12 protein-coding genes and 2 CRISPR repeat arrays are annotated in these 19,492 nt (G+C 70.3%); of the genes, 7 read left to right on the top strand and 5 right to left on the bottom strand.

The window, feature by feature from the left end; translation table 11 throughout:
* Positions 1 to 34: 34 nt before the first annotated feature.
* The 6 genes from AB0B01_RS27390 (at position 35) to mobF (ending at position 7,285) form a co-directional block, all read left to right on the top strand.
* Complete coding sequence (locus AB0B01_RS27390) at positions 35 to 706, top strand: hypothetical protein (RefSeq protein WP_361724451.1); 672 nt, start codon at positions 35 to 37, stop codon at positions 704 to 706.
* The gene (locus AB0B01_RS27385; protein ID WP_361724448.1) at positions 703 to 1,362 is read left to right on the top strand and encodes a Fic family protein; all 660 of its coding nucleotides are present in this window, start codon (positions 703 to 705) and stop codon (positions 1,360 to 1,362) included. The genes AB0B01_RS27390 and AB0B01_RS27385 overlap by 4 nt, the downstream gene beginning before the upstream one ends.
* The gene (locus AB0B01_RS27380) at positions 1,359 to 1,763 is read left to right on the top strand and encodes a DUF5958 family protein (RefSeq protein ID WP_361724445.1); all 405 of its coding nucleotides are present in this window, start codon (positions 1,359 to 1,361) and stop codon (positions 1,761 to 1,763) included. Before AB0B01_RS27385 ends, AB0B01_RS27380 begins: the two co-directional genes overlap by 4 nt.
* Before the next feature lie 208 nt (positions 1,764 to 1,971).
* A complete protein-coding gene (locus tag AB0B01_RS27375) occupies positions 1,972 to 2,109 on the top strand; it encodes a hypothetical protein (protein WP_361724442.1) in 138 nt (45 codons plus the stop codon).
* A 281-nt stretch (positions 2,110 to 2,390) separates the two neighbouring features.
* Positions 2,391 to 3,038, top strand: a complete 648-nt coding sequence (locus tag AB0B01_RS27370) for a hypothetical protein (protein WP_361724439.1) — start codon at positions 2,391 to 2,393, stop codon at positions 3,036 to 3,038.
* A gap of 326 nt (positions 3,039 to 3,364) precedes the next feature.
* Positions 3,365 to 7,285 (top strand): MobF family relaxase, encoded by a 3,921-nt coding sequence (gene mobF / locus AB0B01_RS27365; protein WP_361724436.1) that lies wholly within the window; start codon positions 3,365 to 3,367, stop codon positions 7,283 to 7,285.
* Between the two features lie 417 nt (positions 7,286 to 7,702).
* A CRISPR array of direct repeats spans positions 7,703 to 8,402; the repeat unit is 29 nt; unit sequence CTGCTCCCCGCACACGCGGGGATGACCCC.
* A gap of 1,182 nt (positions 8,403 to 9,584) precedes the next feature.
* Here mobF and AB0B01_RS27360 read toward each other — a convergent pair.
* The 5 genes from AB0B01_RS27360 to AB0B01_RS27340 all read right to left on the bottom strand — a co-directional run bounded on the left by AB0B01_RS27360 (position 9,585) and on the right by AB0B01_RS27340 (position 16,658).
* Positions 9,585 to 12,530: a tetratricopeptide repeat protein gene (locus AB0B01_RS27360; protein WP_361724433.1), complete on the bottom strand. Its 2,946-nt coding sequence runs from the start codon at positions 12,528 to 12,530 to the stop codon at positions 9,585 to 9,587.
* Positions 12,531 to 12,915: 385 nt separating this feature from the next.
* Positions 12,916 to 14,046 (bottom strand): transposase, encoded by a 1,131-nt coding sequence (locus AB0B01_RS27355; RefSeq protein ID WP_361724475.1) that lies wholly within the window; start codon positions 14,044 to 14,046, stop codon positions 12,916 to 12,918.
* 399 nt (positions 14,047 to 14,445) lie between these two features.
* A complete protein-coding gene (locus AB0B01_RS27350) occupies positions 14,446 to 15,270 on the bottom strand; it encodes a tetratricopeptide repeat protein (RefSeq protein WP_361724430.1) in 825 nt (274 codons plus the stop codon).
* Positions 15,162 to 15,851 carry an NUDIX hydrolase gene (locus AB0B01_RS27345; protein WP_361724472.1) on the bottom strand — a complete coding sequence of 230 codons (690 nt, stop codon included), beginning with the start codon at positions 15,849 to 15,851 and terminating at the stop codon, positions 15,162 to 15,164. The genes AB0B01_RS27350 and AB0B01_RS27345 overlap by 109 nt, the downstream gene beginning before the upstream one ends.
* A 237-nt stretch (positions 15,852 to 16,088) precedes the next feature.
* A complete protein-coding gene (locus tag AB0B01_RS27340) occupies positions 16,089 to 16,658 on the bottom strand; it encodes a hypothetical protein (protein WP_361724427.1) in 570 nt (189 codons plus the stop codon).
* A gap of 1,256 nt (positions 16,659 to 17,914) precedes the next feature.
* Positions 17,915 to 18,493: a CRISPR direct-repeat array (repeat unit 29 nt; unit sequence CTGCTCCCCGCGCATGCGGGGATGACCCC).
* A 58-nt stretch (positions 18,494 to 18,551) separates the two neighbouring features.
* Between AB0B01_RS27340 and AB0B01_RS27335 the strand changes: the two genes are divergently transcribed.
* Entirely contained in the window at positions 18,552 to 19,286 is a 735-nt protein-coding gene (locus tag AB0B01_RS27335; RefSeq protein WP_361724424.1) for a glycosyltransferase, read from the top strand.
* Positions 19,287 to 19,492: the final 206 nt, after the last annotated feature.

Genomic DNA, 19,492 nt, shown 5'->3' with positions numbered 1-19,492 from the left:
GCGTTCGAGCGGCTGAGCACGGCAGAGTGGTGTGGTGACCGAGCTGTGGGCGAACCCCTTGACCTGGGCGGACGTGGATCCGTTGCGGCATCCGTTCGAGCTGGACGACGACGCACGCAAGGAGCTGGCCGGCCTCGTGGCGCCCTTGCTTCCCGACGCCGATGCCGCAGCAGAAGGGAGGTGGCGTTCGCTGTACCCCGTCACCGAATTCCTGGCCGACCGCTACGGACGGTGGGCCCGTGCGTGGAACTGGTCAGTGGGCGAGGGGGACATCGACGGCGGGGTCGTCGAGGCGTGGTGCTGCGCCTCCCATTCCGTGACGACGAAGGAGGCAACCGCTCCGCTCGTGGTCGCGGCGCTGCTCGAATGGCGTGACTGGCTCGAGGACCTGGCTGAGCGCTTCTCCGCCCTCGCGCCGGCGGCACCCTCGGCGGGGTCCTCGGTGGACCCGTGGCACTGGGAGCGGGCGTGCACGCGCCTGGTCACCGTCGTGGCCGACCGGACGCAGGCCGAGAGCGGCTGGTACGGGCACTGCATGCAGGTACTGGGATGGTTCCTCGCTTACAACGGCTTCGACGAGGAGCGTGCCCAGGAGATCGTGAAGACCGCGGTCGGTGGCCGGTTCGCCAGTTGGATCGCACCGGACGTCACGGTGGTCGCTGCGGTGAGTGCAGGGTTCGCCGGGACCATCGGCGGAAGTCGGTGAGCTCCGGGCCGGACCGCCGAAACGATTCTCTCGCCGACTGGCTGCGCATCCGTGCGGCTGTCAGCTGGCCGCACTGGAGCGGCGAGGCCCGCACGGCCGCCGAACCGGCGACGTATGACGGCTTCCGCGACTTCTTCGCCGCGACACGCGGCGGCCGTGACGCCGCGGGGACCACGCGGGTCCTGACCGCCCTTGACCGGGTTCTCGCCGACGCGCAGCAGGATGCGCAGCTGACCTTCCCCCTGATGGCGAGCTGGCAGCGGACCGTGCTGCACCGCGACGCCGTCGCCTTCCGCACGATGCCGGCCTTCGCGAAGGGCGGACGAGAGCGCTACGGCCTCGCACCCGACACGCCCGCACGGTTCGAGCAGTGCCTCGCCGAGAGCACCAACCCGAACCTGCCCCTCCCCTCGCGCGCCGCCCGTACCTACCTGGACGTGCTCTTCTTCCATCCGTTCGAAGACGGCAACGCCCGTGCAGCCATGCTGGTGCTGGCTTTCATTTTGAGCCGCGAAGGCGTCTCCCTGGACGACGTGCGCCCGCTGCAGGCCACTCGTTGGGCCGACGACGCCGACGGAGCGGCCGACGTGGCGGCATTGCTCGGGCTCATGATCACCGCGTCCCGGCGCCGCCTGTCCCACAGAAGCCGGCCATGAGCGCACGTGACCTCCTGCTCAACGAACTCGCCCAGGGGCTCCGCCCGATGTCCCCGGGCATCGAGTGGTTCGACGGCCTGAGCCAGCAGGAGCAGTCCGAGACGCTGCTGTTCTTGCGCCACCATTGCGTCCAGGCTCGCGCCGTCACCGAAGACGGACCGGAGGCCATCCGCCGTGCACGACTGCGACCCACGCATACGCCTGCGGTCTTGATCACCCGCGGTCCGATCCACCAGCAACTGGGGAAGATCGCCGGCCTCGCTCCGCTCGACGAACGCCGCAAGGCTTTCCGGCTGCTGGTCGCGGTGCTCGCGATCGCTGACCAACGGCGTCGCGAACGCTTCTGCTCCGAGCGATGCGGACACTGGTGGCACAAGCTGTCCGCCGCCGATCCCACCTGATCAACTTGAGCCAACCGGCTTGCCGGATTCCGGGGACATGGCAGTTTGCCCCGCCGTAGGCTCATCCCATCACTTCCTGAGCTCGGGACAAGTGCTCTTCGGAGACGTGCCCCGGTGCACGGGCTTCGCCCGCGCGCCCGCGATAGAGACCAGAACCTCGCGACGTCAGAGGTCGGTCCATTCGCACAGCGGAGGGAGGTGAAGGGTTGTGGACAAGCGCGAGCAGGCCACACCCGGGGCGGCGTCAAAGGCAGTGACCGGTCTCGGTCGTGCCGTTCTGGTCAACGTCATCGGCAAGGCCATTTGGTCGCTGCTGGTGGCGATGTTCGGGGACGACGACGTCTAGTGGTTAGGGGCCCGCCAGTGTGCACTGATGGGCCCCTAACCACCGACCCCGCGCCCCACATCTGATCAAGAGGTGGGCGCATCCCAGCAGCAGCGGGATGACCCCGAGCTTGAGGCGACACGGTGGTTCACCGTGGACTGCTCCCCGCGAGGCGGGGATGGACCAAGGAAGCGCTTCCCGTTGTGGTTGATGGGCAGTCGCTCCCCGCACCGACGGGGACGGAGAAGCGGTGGACGGCCGCAAGCGGCGGTCATCGCGCGGGACCAGTCCACAATGCTGCCGTGGCTGATGAAGAGCAGAACGAAGCACAGGCGCCGACGTTTCTGCGTTGCGCGGCCGAGGTGGCTCGGTTGGTCGGCATAAATGGCGGCACGGTGGCCAAAGACCAGCGCGCTCGCCGTCTCGCTCTCGCGGTGCGCAGGCCGCTGTTGGAACGTGCCACTCTGCCCGAGGAGCTTCTCGCTCCGCTGATGGCGGCCGCCGTTTACGACCCGGACCCCAGCTTCTGCCGTTGGTTCGTCGAGCCGGCGCTCTATGCATTCGGGCGCCGCCGTGTGCGCGATGCCCTGGTGGAGTACCTACGGACGGGAACGGACGCCGAACGGGCGGGCGCCATGCGCGCCTGGTACTGCGCGCACCTTCCGCTCCGCGCAGACCGCTCACCCGCGTACGCACCGCACGGGACCCGAGATCCAGGTCTGGACGAGTCGCAGACAGCGGTGGACGCATGGTTGGAGGCGTTGCTGCACCTCTACGCCCAGACTGCCGACCCGCAGATGCATCACCGGATCGTGCTGAACCTTCCCACCTCGCCCGAGGCGTACCCGCCGCACCTCCACGAGCTCCTCGAGGGCACCGTTGCCGCTGCCGGGACGCACCCCAGCCGGCACATCCGAGCCTGGGCCGTCGAAGTGGGTCAAACGCAGTGACGATGTCCGTGATGCGCTGAGTTCAATACCTACTGACACACCTCATGGCAGAACCATTGACATCCAGTGGCAGACTCCACTGACCTCTACGTGGCAGATGACAACCACCTGAGACGGCGGCCCGCTCGCCCTGCGACGCGTACACGTCACTACACGCCTCGACGTCCTCGCCCCGCACCAGGTCGACGCCGTGCCGGATCAGCGACCTCTTGTCCAGGAGAATGCATCCTTCAGCCGCGGGGATACAGGATGCGTGAGCACCCAGGTATCGTCGATCTGCGATCAAGGACATCGAGCTGTACGGATGCCGGGGCGGGGGTGGAGACGTGGGGTATGCGACGCCCATCTACGCCCGCGCGCAGGTCGACTATCGCCTCGCCGAGGACTGCGGGTGTGACCGCGCTGAGGATGCCCAGGTCGAGCAGCGGCTCGCCGGGCAGAGCACGCTGCGGTGGATCGGCAGTGGTCTCGCAGAGTTAGGGCTCGCGCCCGGGGACCCGGTCGACCCGGACATCGCGCATGCCGTGATGGACGGGCGTGACTGGCGCACCGGAGCACGGCTCGTCGTTCGGAAGCAGGAGCTTGAGCCGCGGGGCAAGGTCGTCGCCCGTGTGTTGCTCGACGCGGTCAACTCAGAAGCGGCCGCGGCCGGGATGTCGGCCGCCGCTTACCTGGGCAGGCCAGCGCTGGCGAAGCGGTTCGAGCGGGCCGAGCGCGGGCTGCGCCGCGATGGCGAGCGGCATCTGATTCCGGTGGCTGACGCCGAGCGCCTTGCCGCGGCCGCCGGTCTCTCCTTAGCCGGGTTGTACGGGGAGGGCACCGTCGCCGAGGCCCGCCGGTGGATGCACCACCACATCGAAGTCGGCCTGCGCGGCGTGGACATCACCCTGGACCTGCCGAAGTCCGTCTCCGCCGTCTACGGGCTCGCAGGCCCCGAGCTTGCTGCCGCCATGGAGGAGGACTGGCTCGCCTCGGTCGGTGAGGCGGCCGCCGCGCTGGAGGAGTGGACGGCGTACGGAATGACCGGCCACCACGGTGACGGCGCCCAGGCGCAACGGATCGCGACATCGGGCCTGATCGGATGGACCACCCTGCACCGTTCCGCGCGGCCCGTGGACGGCTCGCCCGGCGACCCGCACCTGCACGTCCACGTCAACATCGCGCACATGGCCCGGTGCGCCGACGGTGCGTGGCGCACGATCGCCTCAGGCGCGGAAGACCTCCACCGCTACGCGCACCTCACCAACGAGGTCGCCGAGGGCCGGCTGCGCGCCCGCCTCATCGAACGCTACGGGGCCCGCTTCGTGCGTTCCGCGCGCACCGGTGCCTGGGAGCTCGCCGGTGTCGGCGAGGAGCTGTGCACCGCGTTCTCCCGCCGGCACCGTCAGGTCGTGGCGGTGGCAGGAGAGGGAGCATCTCGGGAGCAGCAGAAGGCCGCGGCGCGCGCGACGGCGGAGAGCAAGGAGGAGACGGCGCCGGGCGCCCCGCGGGAGGGCTGGCGGGCTCGCGCCGCAGCGTTACTCGGAGGTGCGGGGGCGGTTGACGCGATGGTGGCGGCCGCGCTACCCGCGTGGGGCGGGCCCGCCTCGGACCCGTACGCCCCTATCAGCGGCGGTCCGCGGATGCCGGGGCCGGAGGAGATCGCCGCGCAGATCTGGGATGTTGAACGAGGGCTGGCCGTCGGGCGAAGGGCCGTCTCCCACGTGCACGTCATGGCGGCAGTCGCGCAGACTCTGCCGCTCCTTGGGTCGGTAGCGGAGCTGGCGGCCCTGACGGACGAGGTACTGGCCGTCCGCGGGCACGCCGTACGGCTGACAGACTCCCCGCGGGGACACCGCACGCACCGGCAGCGTTACACCCACGGTACGGTCGTGGCCGCCGAGCGGGCCGTCACCGGATGCGCCACAGCCGGTCTCGCGCGCGGGCTGGCCCGGGTCACCGCACAGGCCGCGGAGATGGCCGTGGCCGCTGTCGAGGTCGCGAACTCCACCACACACCGCCCCTTCGTCTTCAGCGCCGAGCAGCGCGCCGTGATCATGCGGCTGTTGACCGCCGGGCACGCCGTCGACGCGGTGGTCGGAGTTCCGGGAGCGGGCAAGACCGTCCTGCTGGAGGCGGCCCGCGCCGCGTGGGAGGCCGCGGGCCTGCGCGTCGCCGGAGCGTCGGTCGCTGTAGTCGGCACCGCGAACCTGGCGGCTGAGACCGGGATCGCATCCCGGACGATCTCCGCCTGGACCCACGACATCAGTAAGGGGCGAGGTCTGCACGGAGTGGGGGTCCTCGTCATCGACGAGGCCTCGATGGTCAATGACCGGGCACTGGCGGTGCTCCTGGAACATGCCGCCTCGACCGGCACGAAGGTGGTGGTGATCGGCGACCTGCTGCAGGGGCGCGCGGGAAGGGCCGGTGGGGCTTTCGCCCGCATCCACGAAGTCGTGGGCGGTCTGCAGCTGACCGAGAACCGGCGCCAGCGCGACGTCGTCGAGCGTGCCGCCCTCCAGGACTGGAGCGACGGTGGCCGTACCACCGCTCTGGCTGCGTTCGCCCGCCACGGCCGCGTCCACGCCGCGGACACCGCCACTGACGCCCTCACCGCCCTGCTCGGCGCCTGGAACACCGTCCGCGCCCGGTGGGAAGGCGACCCGCACGGTCAGCTCGGCGGCCTGCTGATGCTCGCCGCCCGGCGCGCGGACGTTGCAGCCCTGAACGAGGGAGCGCGCGCCGCTCTCGTGGCGGCCGGCGAGCTCGCGCGGGGACGTACGTACGCGGTGGTGGGCGGGGAGAGGCGGTCCTTCGCGCCTGGTGACCTCGTCCACGTCCACCGCAACGACTACCGCACCCGCCGCGGCGGCGCCGTAGACGCCCTCAACGGCTTCCGAGGAGTCGTTCTGGACGTACGCGATAACCATGGCGTGCTCGTACAGGGGCGCCGGCGCCGGCCTTCGGGAGGCTTCGCGCTTCACGAAGCGTGGGTGGATCCCCGAGACATCGCCGCTGGCCGCCTCACGCACGCGTACGCGATGACGATCGCCTCCGCTCAGGGACTGACCGCCGAAGTCACCCTTGCCTACGGGCTGCACGCCGACTCCCACAGGGTCTACACGGCCCTGTCCCGGGCCCGGCAGGAGAGCCACCTCTACCTGCCGCTGAACGAGCTCGAGGACCATCCGACCCGGGCCAGGCTCGGGCGGGTCCGCACCGACGCCGAACGCGTGGAGCGCGCGGTAGCTGCATACGGCCGCCTGCTGGCGACGGACTCGGACGACTTCATGGTCACCAAGGAACTCGCCTGGCCCCAGAAGCTACCTGCCGCTGGCAATCAGCTTGAGGGGCTTCGGACGCCGGGAGTCACGGGCGGGCTTCCCGCTGTCCCACCCTGGACCGAGCGCCCGTACGGCCACGTCGCCACGGGCAACCTGCTCCGGTATGCCGAGGCCGCCGAGCAGGCTGCTCGGCAGGCGGCGGACCGAGCCACCCATTACGAGGAACAGGCAGCCGATCTCGCGGCAGTCCTCGACACGGACCGGGCACCGGGACGGGCGATGTACGGACGGCTGGTTGACAGGCTCAACCTCGTTGAGCAGCGACTGCTGCGCGCCGATCAGGCCGAAGAACAGGCGGCCGTCCTTGAGAAGCGGATGGCGGCGCTGTACGAGGCCAACGGGACGGAGGCCAGGCTGGAAGCCAAAGCCCGCGCCCGAGCCGCCCTCAAGCGGAGCGCCCTCACATTCCAGCGCTCCGGTCTGCTGGAGGCGGCTGATGCCCTGGCCGGGCGCATCACCGAGCGCACCGTCGAGATCCAGGCACTGACCCAGAAGAGGACGCTCCTGCGAGGAGAGGCCAGGCAGCTGCGTGAGCAGGCCAGGGAGCAGCTGGCCCACATGGCAGGCCGGGGAGTAACTTCCGCCGCCGTCGCCCAGACCATCGCCGACCTCCGGGCCGGACTGCCCGCCACCCTGGCCCGGCTGGAGCAGGCTGATGCCGACCGGTGCGCTGAGCTGACCCGGTCCGTCCGTGTCGAGCGCGGCACAGAGGCCAGGCGAACAGCGGAAGCAGCGGGACTGCGCGAAGAGGCCATGACGCGTGCCGGCCTCGCCCCGCACGCCAATGCGGTCGAGGACGCGGGGCGGGCGGCAGCCGCTCAGCAGCGGGTGGCCTCCGCCCTTGCGGACGGGGCGCCAACGCCGACCCCGCGCACCCCGCCCTGGGCGGGCCCGTCACGCGGCGGCGGAGGGTTCGGTCGGTAGCGAGCCCGCGCACTCGTGGGTGGACGGCGCACCGGGTCGGTAGCTCCTCAGCCCTGGCGGGCTTGCGGTGCCCCGCCGGGGTGGCTGGACACCGTGGGCGTGTGCAGGCCCCTCTCGCTGTTGAGGGCAAGTGGCGTGGCTGATACCGGACGTGGCTGGGGCGACCGCTGACCGGCCTTCTCCGACTTGCCCGCCGCCTGGGCTGGCTTTCAGTGGTGCAGGCCCAGGCAGCTCGCAGCACTGAGACGGCCCTACCACCCGTGAGATCGGTGATGACTTGCCGCCTCCGGCAGCCCGCTGCGAGGTCGCGCCCGCTCATGCCCGTGTTTGAATTGTGGTTATTTCTCTGAAATGCCGTTCTCTGTGCAAGTACTCAGAAACGCTTCCGTCGTCCCCTAGAGTGGCAGGTCAGCAAGCCTGCTCCCCGCACACGCGGGGATGACCCCGTGGTGTACGCAGCGCAGACCCGCAGCATGGCCTGCTCCCCGCACACGCGGGGATGACCCCTGGTGAAGTCGGCCGCCGGCGCCTCGGCCCCGCTGCTCCCCGCACACGCGGGGATGACCCCAATCCGAGCAGGCCAGGGTGTGCTCCTGCGGACTGCTCCCCGCACACGCGGGGATGACCCCCTTCCCCTGCGCCGTGTGGTTGCGGTGCTCGTCTGCTCCCCGCACACGCGGGGATGACCCCTGTGGACGCTCGCGCTGGTCGTTTTCAACGCGCTGCTCCCCGCACACGCGGGGATGACCCCGAGCTGGAGGTCTTCCCGGTCCTGGATGAAGCCTGTTCCCCGCACACGCGGGGATGACCCCATCGCGCTCAGCGCATCGATGCCCCGGCGACCCTGCTCCCCGCACACGCGGGGATGACCCCCGCGCCTTCGACCGATACGAGGTCTCTGGCGTCTGCTCCCCGCACACGCGGGGATGACCCCTTCGACGCCTACGCCGAACTGCGCGACCTGATCTGCTCCCCGCGCACGCGGGAATGACCCGGTCTTGATCGCGGCGACGACGGCGATGGCGATCTGCTCCCCGCACGTGCGGGGATGACCCCGACCCAGCGATCCCCTGGATCACCGGCATCCCATGCTCCCCACACGCGCGGGGGTGGCGCGGGGATGACCCAGCCCACGAGGCAAGTGCCGACGGTGTGGTGTCAGCGCCGTTGGCCCGGGCGGCGGCCCGTCACCAGTTCGCGCGGCACCGACGCTCTTGGCACAGGGTGGTGGGCCGGCTGGACCTGACGGGTCGGGGCCCAGCGCTGTTCGGCGGCGATGGCTTGGTGCGCGGATGCGTCGAGCACGGCGCGAGGTACGGACGTGCCGACGCACCGGGCTGCGTCCAGGAGTGTTCCGGCGGCCTTCTGTTCCGAGGCCATCACCGTGGTGTAGGCGCCGGTCAGGGTTTCCACCTCGCGTAGGGACACTGCGTGGAAGCGCCGGCTGGCGGGCGCACCCGGTGGGCGGGGCGTAACCGCGGCTGAGACCAGGGTGGCTCCAGCGCGCTTGACCGTCCACGGGGCTGCTGCGCCCATCTGCCATCCGGTAGCGGGCAGTCGGTACACCGAAGCCAGGAGCGAACCCGGACCGCCGGCGTCCGCGAGCATGTCGGCCGCCGGGCGAGCCGTCCCCGGACCGGCGTAAGGGGTCCACTCGGCACCGAAGAGCATCTGCCCCAGTCGCGTGGTCACCGTCCGCGAGATCACCGTTGCGGGGTGCGGATCCGGCGAAGGCATGGGTGCGAGCTGTCCGCGGCGGGCGAGCTCGTATCCGGGCAGGGCAAGCGGGGGGTGTTCGCGCGGGTCGGTGAGGTCGACCACGAGCCGCCACTTCGCCGCGGTGTCTCGCCATGCGGTGGCGGACTCCCGTAACTGCCCGGGTCTCCCTGGGCAAAGCCTCAGTCCTCACGCGCGCGGCAACGCGGGATGCCGCTGCCCACCTTGCAATTTCCGCTCGCCCTGCCCGTCCTACCGGTCCAGGCCGCGCCGACCGATCCGACGAGCGCAATCACCGCGCGGCTCGCGGATCGCCTCCGCGCCGGCCTGCAAGGGCCGGCTCACCCCGACACGCAAGCTGCGGTCCGCCGCGCGTACAGTCTTTGGCGGGCGGTCGCCATCAGCCTCTAGCAGCAGATGCGGCGGGGGCGCTCCACCCCGCACGCCGCGCAGTGGGTCGAGGCCGGCTCGCACGTACCGGCCGTCCTCGCCGCCCGCTCCTGACCGAGTCGTGCGGCCCCGGCCCGTCCTCCTGGGTTCCCGAGGCGGCCGGCCGGGGACGCTGCATGCAGCCGAGGCCAGCTCACCCGTCCCCGCCCTGCGACCGCCTCCCCGCCTCAGGCAAGCGGTCCAGGATCCGCTGGACGGGTCCGAGAAACCGCAGCGACCATGCGATCCGGCGCGAATCCCCCTGCTCGGGCCGGGCGTTCAGGACCGTGACGATCTGGCGCAGGAGTCTGGCTGCGCCGAGGAGCAGGCGCGGGCTGGGACGCAGGGCGAGCACGGAGGCGATCTGCCGTGCGAGGCCGGGCCACTGCTGCTGCCAGGCCAGTTGGGCGATGAGCCGTACGGCCGCCGTGATGGCTTCCCGGTTGGCCGGCAGATGGTCCTGGAGCAGGGCGACCACCGGGCGGGCCAGGTCGATCTCTGCGTCGCTTTCGGAGAGGCCGAATTGGATCGCGAACGCCTTGGCCAGGGAGTCGGTGGCTTCCTCGTACCGCCGCCCGTACAACTGGACCACTCCGCGGCCGGCCAGGCTCCACGGGTAGCTCGGGCTGCTCGATAGAGCCCGGTCGAATGCCGCTTCCGCTTCGTCCAGGCGGCCCGCTTCCCACAGGAGCCATCCCCTCTGGGCGAAGATCTCCGCCCTCGGGTCGTCCCGGGTCTCGGCGCGTTCCAGAGCTTCCAGGGCCTCGGTGTCCTGCCCGAGACTGTGCAGGGCCCAGGCCCGGATGGCATGGGGCCATGCCGCGTCGTCGGCTCGGTCCTCGCCCGTGGCGGCCAGCGCGGAGTCGATCTCCTCGAGCGCCTGGGCGTAGCGTCCGGTGGACAGCAGGGTGTCAGCGAGCCCGACGCGTCCCCATACGTCGTCCGGAACCACCTCGACGTACCGGCGGAGGTCGCGGATCGTCTCGTCCCAGCGGTCCAGCATGCGCAGGCAGCGGGACCGCTCGTAGTACGCCCATCCGTACCGGGGGTCGATCGCGAGCGCGCGGTCCAGGTCGGCGAGCGCCTCTTCGTACCGCTCGTTCAGGCGGAGGAGGTTGCCCCGCATCGCCCATGCCACGTCGTGTTCGGGATCGAGCCCGATGACGGTGGTGAAGTCCTCGACCGCGCCCTCGGGATCACCCGCCCACCGCCGTGCGTATCCCCGGCACAGATACACCCAGGGCGAGTCCGGATCGAGCCGGACGGCTCGGTCCATGTCTCCGAGTGCCGCGTCGTGGCGGTCGAGCCGGATGTGGGTGAAGGCCCGGTCGATGAAGAAGCTGCTCCGTTGGGGTTCCAGGGTGAGCGCGGCGGTGAAGTCGGCGAGCGCTTGTTCAGGGCGATGCGCGTCCAGATGCGCCTGGCCCCGGACGGCACGGGTGCTCGCTTCACCCCCGGTCGTCAGGCCGGGGTGGCCGAGGAGGGTGTCGAGGACGGGGACGGCGTCCACGGCCTGCGCCTCGCCGGAGGCTTCGGTCAGACGGCGGCCCCATTCCGTCAGCCGGACGTCGTCGGTGTCCTGACCCGCCTGCAGGATCATCTGGGCCCAGCGGCGCACCGAGCCGTCTCTCAGCTCGCAGCTCTGCGCGGTCTCCAGGAGCGCCCGGGGCAGTGCGCGCTGCGGATCGGCGCACAGGCGGTGGTAGGTCTCGTTGAGGCGGTGGGTCCGCCACTCCGCGTCCTCCCAGTGATCGTCGGCGGAGGACTCGGTCTCCCGTGCCTCCCGGCGTTCACGGTGGATCTCCGCGAGCGTCTCGTGCGCGGCGCGCCAGCGGGCGGGTGACTGGACCCGCTGCAGGCGAAGCATGGAAGCGCGGACCACGTGGTGGTACCGGCACTGGCCGTTGCGATCGCTGACGAAGGCCAGCGTACGAATCCAGCTGTACGGGGCCGCCGACTCGTCCGGCACGGTCCTGCGATAGACGTCCTCGTCGAACTGGAGGGGCAGGGCGCACAGGCTCGCCGCCGCCCGGCGCGCGGGGTCCCGCTCCCACTTCAAGAACCGTCCCACCGCCGTCCCCGACGGGTCGTCCACGTCCCCGGCCGAGTGGGGGCGGCTCTGGGCCAGCATGTGGACCAGAACCGGCAGCCTGCCCGAAAGCCGCAGGATCACCTCCACGACCTGCTCGTCGGAGATGCCCTGGTGTGCGAGCAGGGTCCTCGCTTCCGCCTCGGTGAACACGTCCAGAGGCACCTCCACCGTCAGGTCGCGCGCTGCTTCCCAGCACAACGGCGCGAGCGGTCCCTGCCCGGACACCACGATCTGCACATTCAGCGGCAGCTCCACGGTCGACTCGGCAGTCGCGACAGCACACAGCCAGTCGTCCAGGGCCGGCCCGGAGCGTTCGTACACGTCGAAGATCAGGACCATCCACGGCTGGCCCGAAGCCGCCCCGGCCAGATCCTCCAGGAACACCGGGGTCAGGCGCCCCACCGGGTCGAGGACGAGCCGGACGTCCTCGTGGGATCTCATCCGCGCGCCGACCGCCGCTCTCATCCGGTCGGCGGCCTGTGCCACCGGCGCCGGATCGACCGCGCCCGCCAGCGCTCCCACCACCGGAATCATCCCGAGGCCGGCCAGCCCCGCCTGCGCGAGCAGCGTGCTGGACCCCGACGCGTGCGGAGCCTCCCCGCCCGCACCGCCCTTGGATGCCTCCTGTTCGGCGGCGAGCGCGATCTGCGCCTCGTGGGCGTTCTGCCGGAACCTGCCCAGCAGTCTGTCGAACCGCTTCAGCTCCAGGCCCTGCCGGGCCAGCTGTGCACTGATCGTCTCCATCGCGCCCAGCGGGCTGTGCACACTGTCGTCGAGGTACGCGGTCGCCGCGCCCGCCTCGGCCGCGGCGTCCTCCCACTGGCGCACCAGCCAGGTCTTGCCCACACCCGCGTTGCCGTGCACATGGAAGAGGAACTGGTAGTCGGGGTCACCGGGCTTGCGGGCCAGATTCTCCCTGAACACATTCAGCTCGCTCTGCCGCCCCACGAAGCCGCTGCTCCGCCGCCGACGGATCAGTTCGCGCCGCGACGGACTCTGCTCGGCCATACGCCCCACCCCCGGCGGACAGTATGCCGAGGGGCGGGGCGTCACGGGAATGGGCCCGCGGGCCGGGGAGCAGGGCGCGTTGAGCTCGCAGGGGTTGCGGTAGCGCTCGCCGAGAAACCAACGTTTAGAGTCGTGGTACGGAAACCTTCGTTCAGGAAGACAGGCGCCCCACCAGGGCATTCCCGCAGGTCGCCGCTGTAACTCTTCCCGTGTACGCGCCTACGTCACGCGCTCGGGGGTTCACGAGACAACAGGCATCGCCGCAGCTCAGGCCCAACTCCGTTGGTTTCTCGGCGAGCACTACCGCAACCTCGTGTTGCTGGCGAAGTTCGTCACCGACGCCATGGCCGCCATCCCGGATGGGTTGCCGCCCGGCTTCACCTGATCAGGCCGCTGTGCCGAAGCCCTCGGTGCGCAGGTCCTGGTCGCGGAGCTGGGTGAAGTCGACGTCGAGCTTGGGGTTGTACGCCTCGGGCTGGTTGCCGAGTTCGTGGGTGGAGTACTCGCCGAACCGGTTGATGTGCTCGGTCAGGTAGGGCGAGATGTGGGCCAGGTCCTCGGGATCGATCTCCCACCCTGCTTCCAGCAGTTGCCGCACGATCTCCGCGATGTCCAGGGCGTTGTGGAAGATCACCGCGTTCGTGAGCAGAGCATTGAATTTCATCGCCTTCTCCTGCTCGACCGGGTCGTTGTCCGCGATGACGCCGCGGTTGCCGAAGCCGATCCACTGGGAGAACCCGTTGAACGACTCCGTCTTGTTCGTCGCCGCGGTCACCCGCCGGCGAAGCGCCGGATCAGAGAGGTAGCGCAGCAGCTGCACGGTGCGGATCACGCGGCCGACCTCGCGGAACGCGGCGTAGGTGGCGTTCTTCTTGGAGCCCGAGCGCAGCCGCTTGAGCAGCGTGGACGAGGAGATCACCCCCTCCCGTACCGAGACCGCGACCTTCATCAGGTGCCGGAACTGGGACTCGATCAGGTCAAAGTCGATGACGTTATTGCCGCTCTCGCCGAACAGGGCGTCGATGTGCACGTACTCGGTGGTCTTGCTGGGCCGGTAGAAGGTCAGGCCCTTCCAGTTCCTGATCCTGGGCATGAGATCGAAGCCCAGCAGGTGCGCGAGCGCGAACACCGGCTGGGACTGGCCTTGGGTATCCGCGTGCACCGTGGTCGGCTTCACCTCGGAGGAGTTCTTCAGCAGGCCCTCGATGATGTAGACGGCCTCCCACACCCCGCACGGGATGAAGTGCGTGAACAGCGCGATGTAGGTGTCGGAGATGTGGTGGTAGGCGATGCCACCCGGCTTGCCATACCGGACGCTCGTCTCGGACAGCAGGTTGTCAAGGTATGTGTCCATGTGGGTGCCGTCGGCGGCAACGGCGGTGCCGTCGCCCCACGCCTGCGAGATGTCCAGACGGGCGTGCGCGTTGACCAGGTCGGCGATCGCCTCGTACAGCAGCACGATGGAGAAGTGCCGGTTCGCCGTGTACGACAGCTCGTGCCCCGAGATTCCGGGGATATGCCGGGCGGCCTAGCTGGTACGACTTCAGCATCAGCAGCAGGGCCAGCAGATGCTCATCACCATCCGTGGCATCGGCCGCCCACTGAAGCTCATCGCGAGTCGGCGAGGAGAACAGATGCAGCTCATGCGCGGTGATCAGCCGCTTGAACCGCGGATACGCGGTCCGCTCGATCGAGGTCACAATCCCCGCCCCACGCCCAGACGACAACAACATCAACACCAACGACACTGAGCCGAACGGGTGACGGGGCGGGGGCGCTCAGGGCTTCAAGATCAACTCATTGCCCCTTCGACCCGTATCTCATCAGACCCCGAGGAGAGCCCGGAGTTCGTTCTCCCGGTCCCCCATGGTGAGGATCACGACGCCTACCGTGGGCATCTCCGGACGGGAGCCGTTCATGCGCGGGCTCGCAGCAGCTCGGCGGCCCGCTGGGCCAGGGCCTCGGCTCCAGGAACTCGGCGCCGGTAGCCGGTCGCTGCGGACCGGATCGATCGGAGTTCCTTCCGGCTCCGGTCGGAGGTCACGCCGTCCACGAAGTCGAGAGAGCGACTCCACAGGGCCACCGCCTCTTCGTGCCGGTGCTGGGCCGCGACCGACTTGCCGAGATTGGCCATGGTGAGGCCGTGCCCGCGCTGGTACGTACCCGGCACCCGGCCCCTGAGCGCCGTGGGGTAGTGCTTCTCGGCCGCTCGGTGGTCCTTCATCTCGGTCAGGGTTTTGCCGGTGTGCGAGGCGACGGTGGCCGAGACGGGTCCGGAAGCTGCGGCGTACGAGGGGACCTGATCGTTCCCTGCCAGCATCGCGTCCTCGGCCGACAGCAGCGAGGCGGCGGCCTTCTCGCCCTGTCCGCCAGCCCCGTACGCCCTGGCGCAGGTGACCAGAAGGAGTGCCTCGGTCTGCCGGTAGACCTTGCCCGACGCGCGCCGCAATGATTCCTCCGCCAGGCCGATGCACGAGCCGGGGTGGCCGAGTTCGAGGGCCTGGAGGAAATCCCTACGACGCAGCATCACGAATCTCCCGAAGTCGGTGGCGCGGGCCAGCGGATCGCCCCCCAGGGCCTCCCCGATGCCTGCGCAGCCTAGACCGATCTTGTTGAGCGTGACCTTCCGCTTCATCCTTCTGGCGAGAGCCTCGGCGAGCCGAGCCGGCTCGCCGGGCATGTGGTCGGTGTAGAGGGTGTGGGGGCCGGCCGGGTGGGACAGCGCAACGCGGGAGCCCACCGCCCGGCCGACGTAGGCGTCGAGCAGCGTGCCCGTCGCGTCCTCGGCCCGCTCGTACTCCTCGTAGACCGCCCGGGTGCCGTCGTCGAAGGTGACAAGTTGCCTGCTCGTGATGCCTTCACCGTCGGCGGAGCGTCTCGGCGGCGATGGCGGGTGCGCCGGTGACCGGGTACGCGGGCAGCGCCGGTGCTTCGACGGGGAGCGCGGCCTCCGGTGCCTACGGCCCGCCGTTCAGCACCGAATCGAGCACGGCCCGGACCCTCGGCCAGCTCGCGGCGAAGCCGGGGTGCAGGTTGATGTCCGGGACCTCGGAGAGCGGGACCCAGGGACAGGGCCAGGGACTCGCCCTCGACCGGTCGGACGGGCATCCGCTGGTCGACCGACACGATGACGGTGTCGTACGACCAGCCGCCGTGGTCGTCCCGCACAGTCCGCTCCACCCGGACCCGGGCGGGATCGAAGTCGCTCTCTTCGACGGCCTCACGGAGCGCGGCCTCGGCTGCGGACTCGTGGCTGTCCCGCGCGCCCCCGAGCAGCGACCAGGTGTCCGGGTGATCGGTGTCCCTGCCCCGATGGTGCAGGAGTACGTACGCCTCGCCGTCCGAGCCCTGGTGTACGGGCAGCAGCCCGGCGGCGCCGAACCGGCCCCAGTGTCCGTGGCCCTGGCCGCAGGCAGCGCCCGCAGTGTTGCGGTGGTCCCGGTGTCTGGCACCGTCCCGTCGTTCGCCTGCTCACTCACAGCAGTCCCCCCTGCTTGTTGCGTCTACTCGGCGTCGCCGCCGACCGCTGTCCCCCCGGCCCGCCTCAGGCGGGCGCGGTCAGTCGCTGCTGAGAAACTCCTCGGCCTGGCGGCGAAGCTTCGCGGGGGCGGCGGACCAGGCCAGGGTGCGCATCAGCTCGCGGATCTTGACCTCCTTCACCTCCCGGGGAGCGTCCTCGCGCAGACCCAGGCGTGGCCACACGCGCTCCAGTTCGTCGAACGGAAGATCCCAGTGGGCGCCGAAATCGGACTCGGGGGTGCCGGGCGACTGCGGGGGCGTGACGAGGACCTCGTCGGCGGTGGCGGCGGGGGTGATCTCGACGAGCATGAGGCCGAGCTGCTCGACGACGCCGCGGAACAGGACCCGATGGTCCTCGACGACGCTGGCCGCGGGCCGAGAGCCCGCATAGAACAGGGTGAAGACCCAGCCGGACTCGCCGGTGCGGGCCAGATCCAGGACGAGACGGGTTCCAGCGGCGTCGGTGAAGGAGCAGTTCGCGATGCTCTTGGCCGCCCCGGGCCCTTCGGTACGGGGGGTCTCCTCGAGGTGGAGGGTTCCCAGCAGCCACTGCAGCTGGTCGGACGTCAGCTCCCCGTGGGAGAGCGCGCGGAGCGCGGGCCAGAGCATGATGAGAGGTCCCTTCTCGGGCTCGACAGCGGCGTACGGTTTCATGATCGCGGATGTGCCTCGGAAGAGGCAGCGGCCCGTGGCCCCAGATGGATCGGATTGCTCCAGGCAGGCACGTCCGCCGGCGGCATCCTCGACGGTGACCCGGCAGAACCCCTGCCCGAATATGGCCACGGGCAGCGAGCACTCCGTCAGCGCTTCGCCCTCGACCACCTGCAGACGGGGTGCCGCCGGTGACCAGTATTTTCCGCACGGGCGAGCACTTCACGGTGAGCAGGCCGCCGTCGTCGCCGTCGCCGCCGTCCAGCCTGATGTCGTGCAGTTCGGGGCCGGTGCTCGAGTAGTAGTGGCCGGCTTTGAGGGCCGACAGGAGTGCCTCGGGGTCGAGGGACTCGGCACGTACCTGCACCCAGGCCACGCAGCCCGGCAAATCCTGGGGCCTGGAAGTGCGCGTCGTCGGCGGCGTAGGCGTGCAGTCGGTGGCTCCGGTTGAGCAGGACGTCGGGCTCACCCTGCGGCTTCGCGGCTCACCACCGACGACGCCGAGAGTCTGGACGTCGCCCACGCGGTCGAGGTCAACAACGCGCTCGCGGACCGCGAGCACCGGGGGGACAGCTGGCACCTCCATCCCGATCCACGCCCCGCGGCCCGTGCACGGCGCGCCAGCTGCGGTCTGGTCTCGTGCGGTTCGGGAGGCGGGAACCCCTCGGGCAGCCCCACGGCGACGATGTGGCACTTCGGCCGGCCTCGGTGCGCGGGGCGTGCAGCTCGGCTCCGAGCAGCGTCGTGAATCCGGGACTGCGCAGCGGCCGGGTGTTCGTCAGGGGAAATCCGTACTCGGCCCGGAAGTGGTCGGTGACGGCCAGGAAGTCGTAGCCGGCCTCCCGGTAACGGCGCACGACCTCCTCGGGTGACAACGCCCCGTCGGACTGGGTGTGCAGGTTCACGCGCCAAAAGCGACCGGGCCGATTGAACGGCAGATTCATCATGAGCATCCCCGAACTGCGCCCTGACTTAGGTAAGTTGTGCTAAATCCAGGCGATCATTTCGGTAAGTTCCGCTTAAAATTCTGCTCGCTCAGTGCCGGAGACTCCAGTGTACTGACTCCGACCCTCGCAGGGTGGGCGGCTGGCACGGTCGCCGCAGCGGGGGTCAAGTGAGCCCGGTGTGGTTTTTCATCTTTGTCTGACATGCCGGTTTCGGTGAAAGCGCTGAGAAACATTCCCATGGCCCGCTAAAGTGGCAGGTCAGCAAGTCTGCTCCCCGCGCATGCGGGGATGACCCCTCCCAGGTCATCTCCCGCATGGTCAAGCGGGTCTGCTCCCCGCGCACTGCGGGGATGACCCCGCACTCGCCCCTTCAGCCGAGTCGACCGGCAGCTGCTCCCCGCGCATGCGGGGATGACCCCGCACTCGCCCCTTCAGCCGAGTCGACCGGCAGCTGCTCCCCGCGCATGCGGGGATGACCCCGTCAGTGGGAGACAAGCGGACCGTACGAATGGCTGCTCCCCGCGCATGCGGGGATGACCCCAAGCCGGGCAACTGGAAGGCGTGGGCCTGCCCCTGCTCCCCGCGCATGCGGGGATGACCCCCGCCGGGGTCGGCCCGAGCAACTGGAGCTGTGCTGCTCCCCGCGCATGCGGGGATGACCCCACGAGATGAGGCGATGGCGCCGGCGCGTCGGTCTGCTCCCCGCGCATGCGGGGATGACCCCGGGAGCTGCCGTGAAGACGTGCGCCCGACGAACTGCTCCCCGCGCATGCGGGGATGACCCCACGCCAGTAGGCACCGGAGTGGGATCGGAACTCTGCTCCCCGCGGATGCGGGGATGACCCCGAGCGGAGGGTGTCCGACTCCGCACGTACGCCCCCCATACGGGGAATCCCGTGCAGCCGTGCACGGCTACCGGCGGCTGCCGACGGTCTATGTCACCGGCGGAGCTCAGGGCGCCCAAGAGATCAACGGCGTCGTCCGGGATGTGCTTTTGTGGGTCTTTAATCACGCGAACGTGATCCACCAATGCGGGACGGCGGAAAGTGGACGAGCTCCGGGCGGCCGCAGCAGGCCTGTACCCAGTGTTCGACGTCCGATACCACCTGGCCGGATTCGTCGGGCCGAACTGCCCGACGTCCTGGCGCTGGCCCGTGGCGTGGTGTCCCGGAGCGGAGCCGGAACGCTGGCCGAGCTGACCGCTCTGGATAGGCCCGCTGTGTTCATGCCGCTTGTCACCTTGGCTGGGAACGAGCAGGCGCACGGCTCAGCACCGCAGATGCGGGGGCCCCGGTCACCCTGCTCGGCGAGGTCACCCCGCATACCACCCTGCGCAACGCCGTCGGCCCGCCGGGCGACCCCGCCCGGCGGGCGGCGATGGCGGAACGGGCTCGGGCGTACGGGGGGCCGGACGCCGCGGACCGGCTCGTGGACGTACTCCTGTCAGCGGCCTCCAACTGAGCCGTGCCCTCGGCAGGGGCCACAGCATCGGCCCGCATACATGCCTATCGCGCATGCCGCGCCGTCCCGGCCGGGGGTGGAGGCGGGTCGTCCGGCCTCCTCGGTAGGAGACCAGGTCCGGAACACGACCCCACGCAGACCGCCGGCTGGCGTGGTCCTGGTCATGTGCAGACCGTAGGTGGCCGGGGAGACGTCACGCGAACGGATTGCCGCGAGCCCGTCCGGCAACGACGACGGCGCCTGGTCGTTTCAGGCCGGCCCAAGGCACCGGCACCCCGCTGGTCGGCGGGGGGGGGTCTCGTCGTTCCCGGGTCAGGCTGACCGCAGCAGCGGACGGCCCCGCTCGTACACCTCCCTGGCGTGGGCATTGCCGAGGTGCGGGCG

Source organism: Streptomyces sp. NPDC044571 (genome assembly GCF_040647115.1).
Classification (GTDB): domain Bacteria; phylum Actinomycetota; class Actinomycetes; order Streptomycetales; family Streptomycetaceae; genus Streptomyces.
Note: the sequence above shows the minus strand (reverse complement) of the source record. Positions and strands in the feature narration are given on the sequence as shown.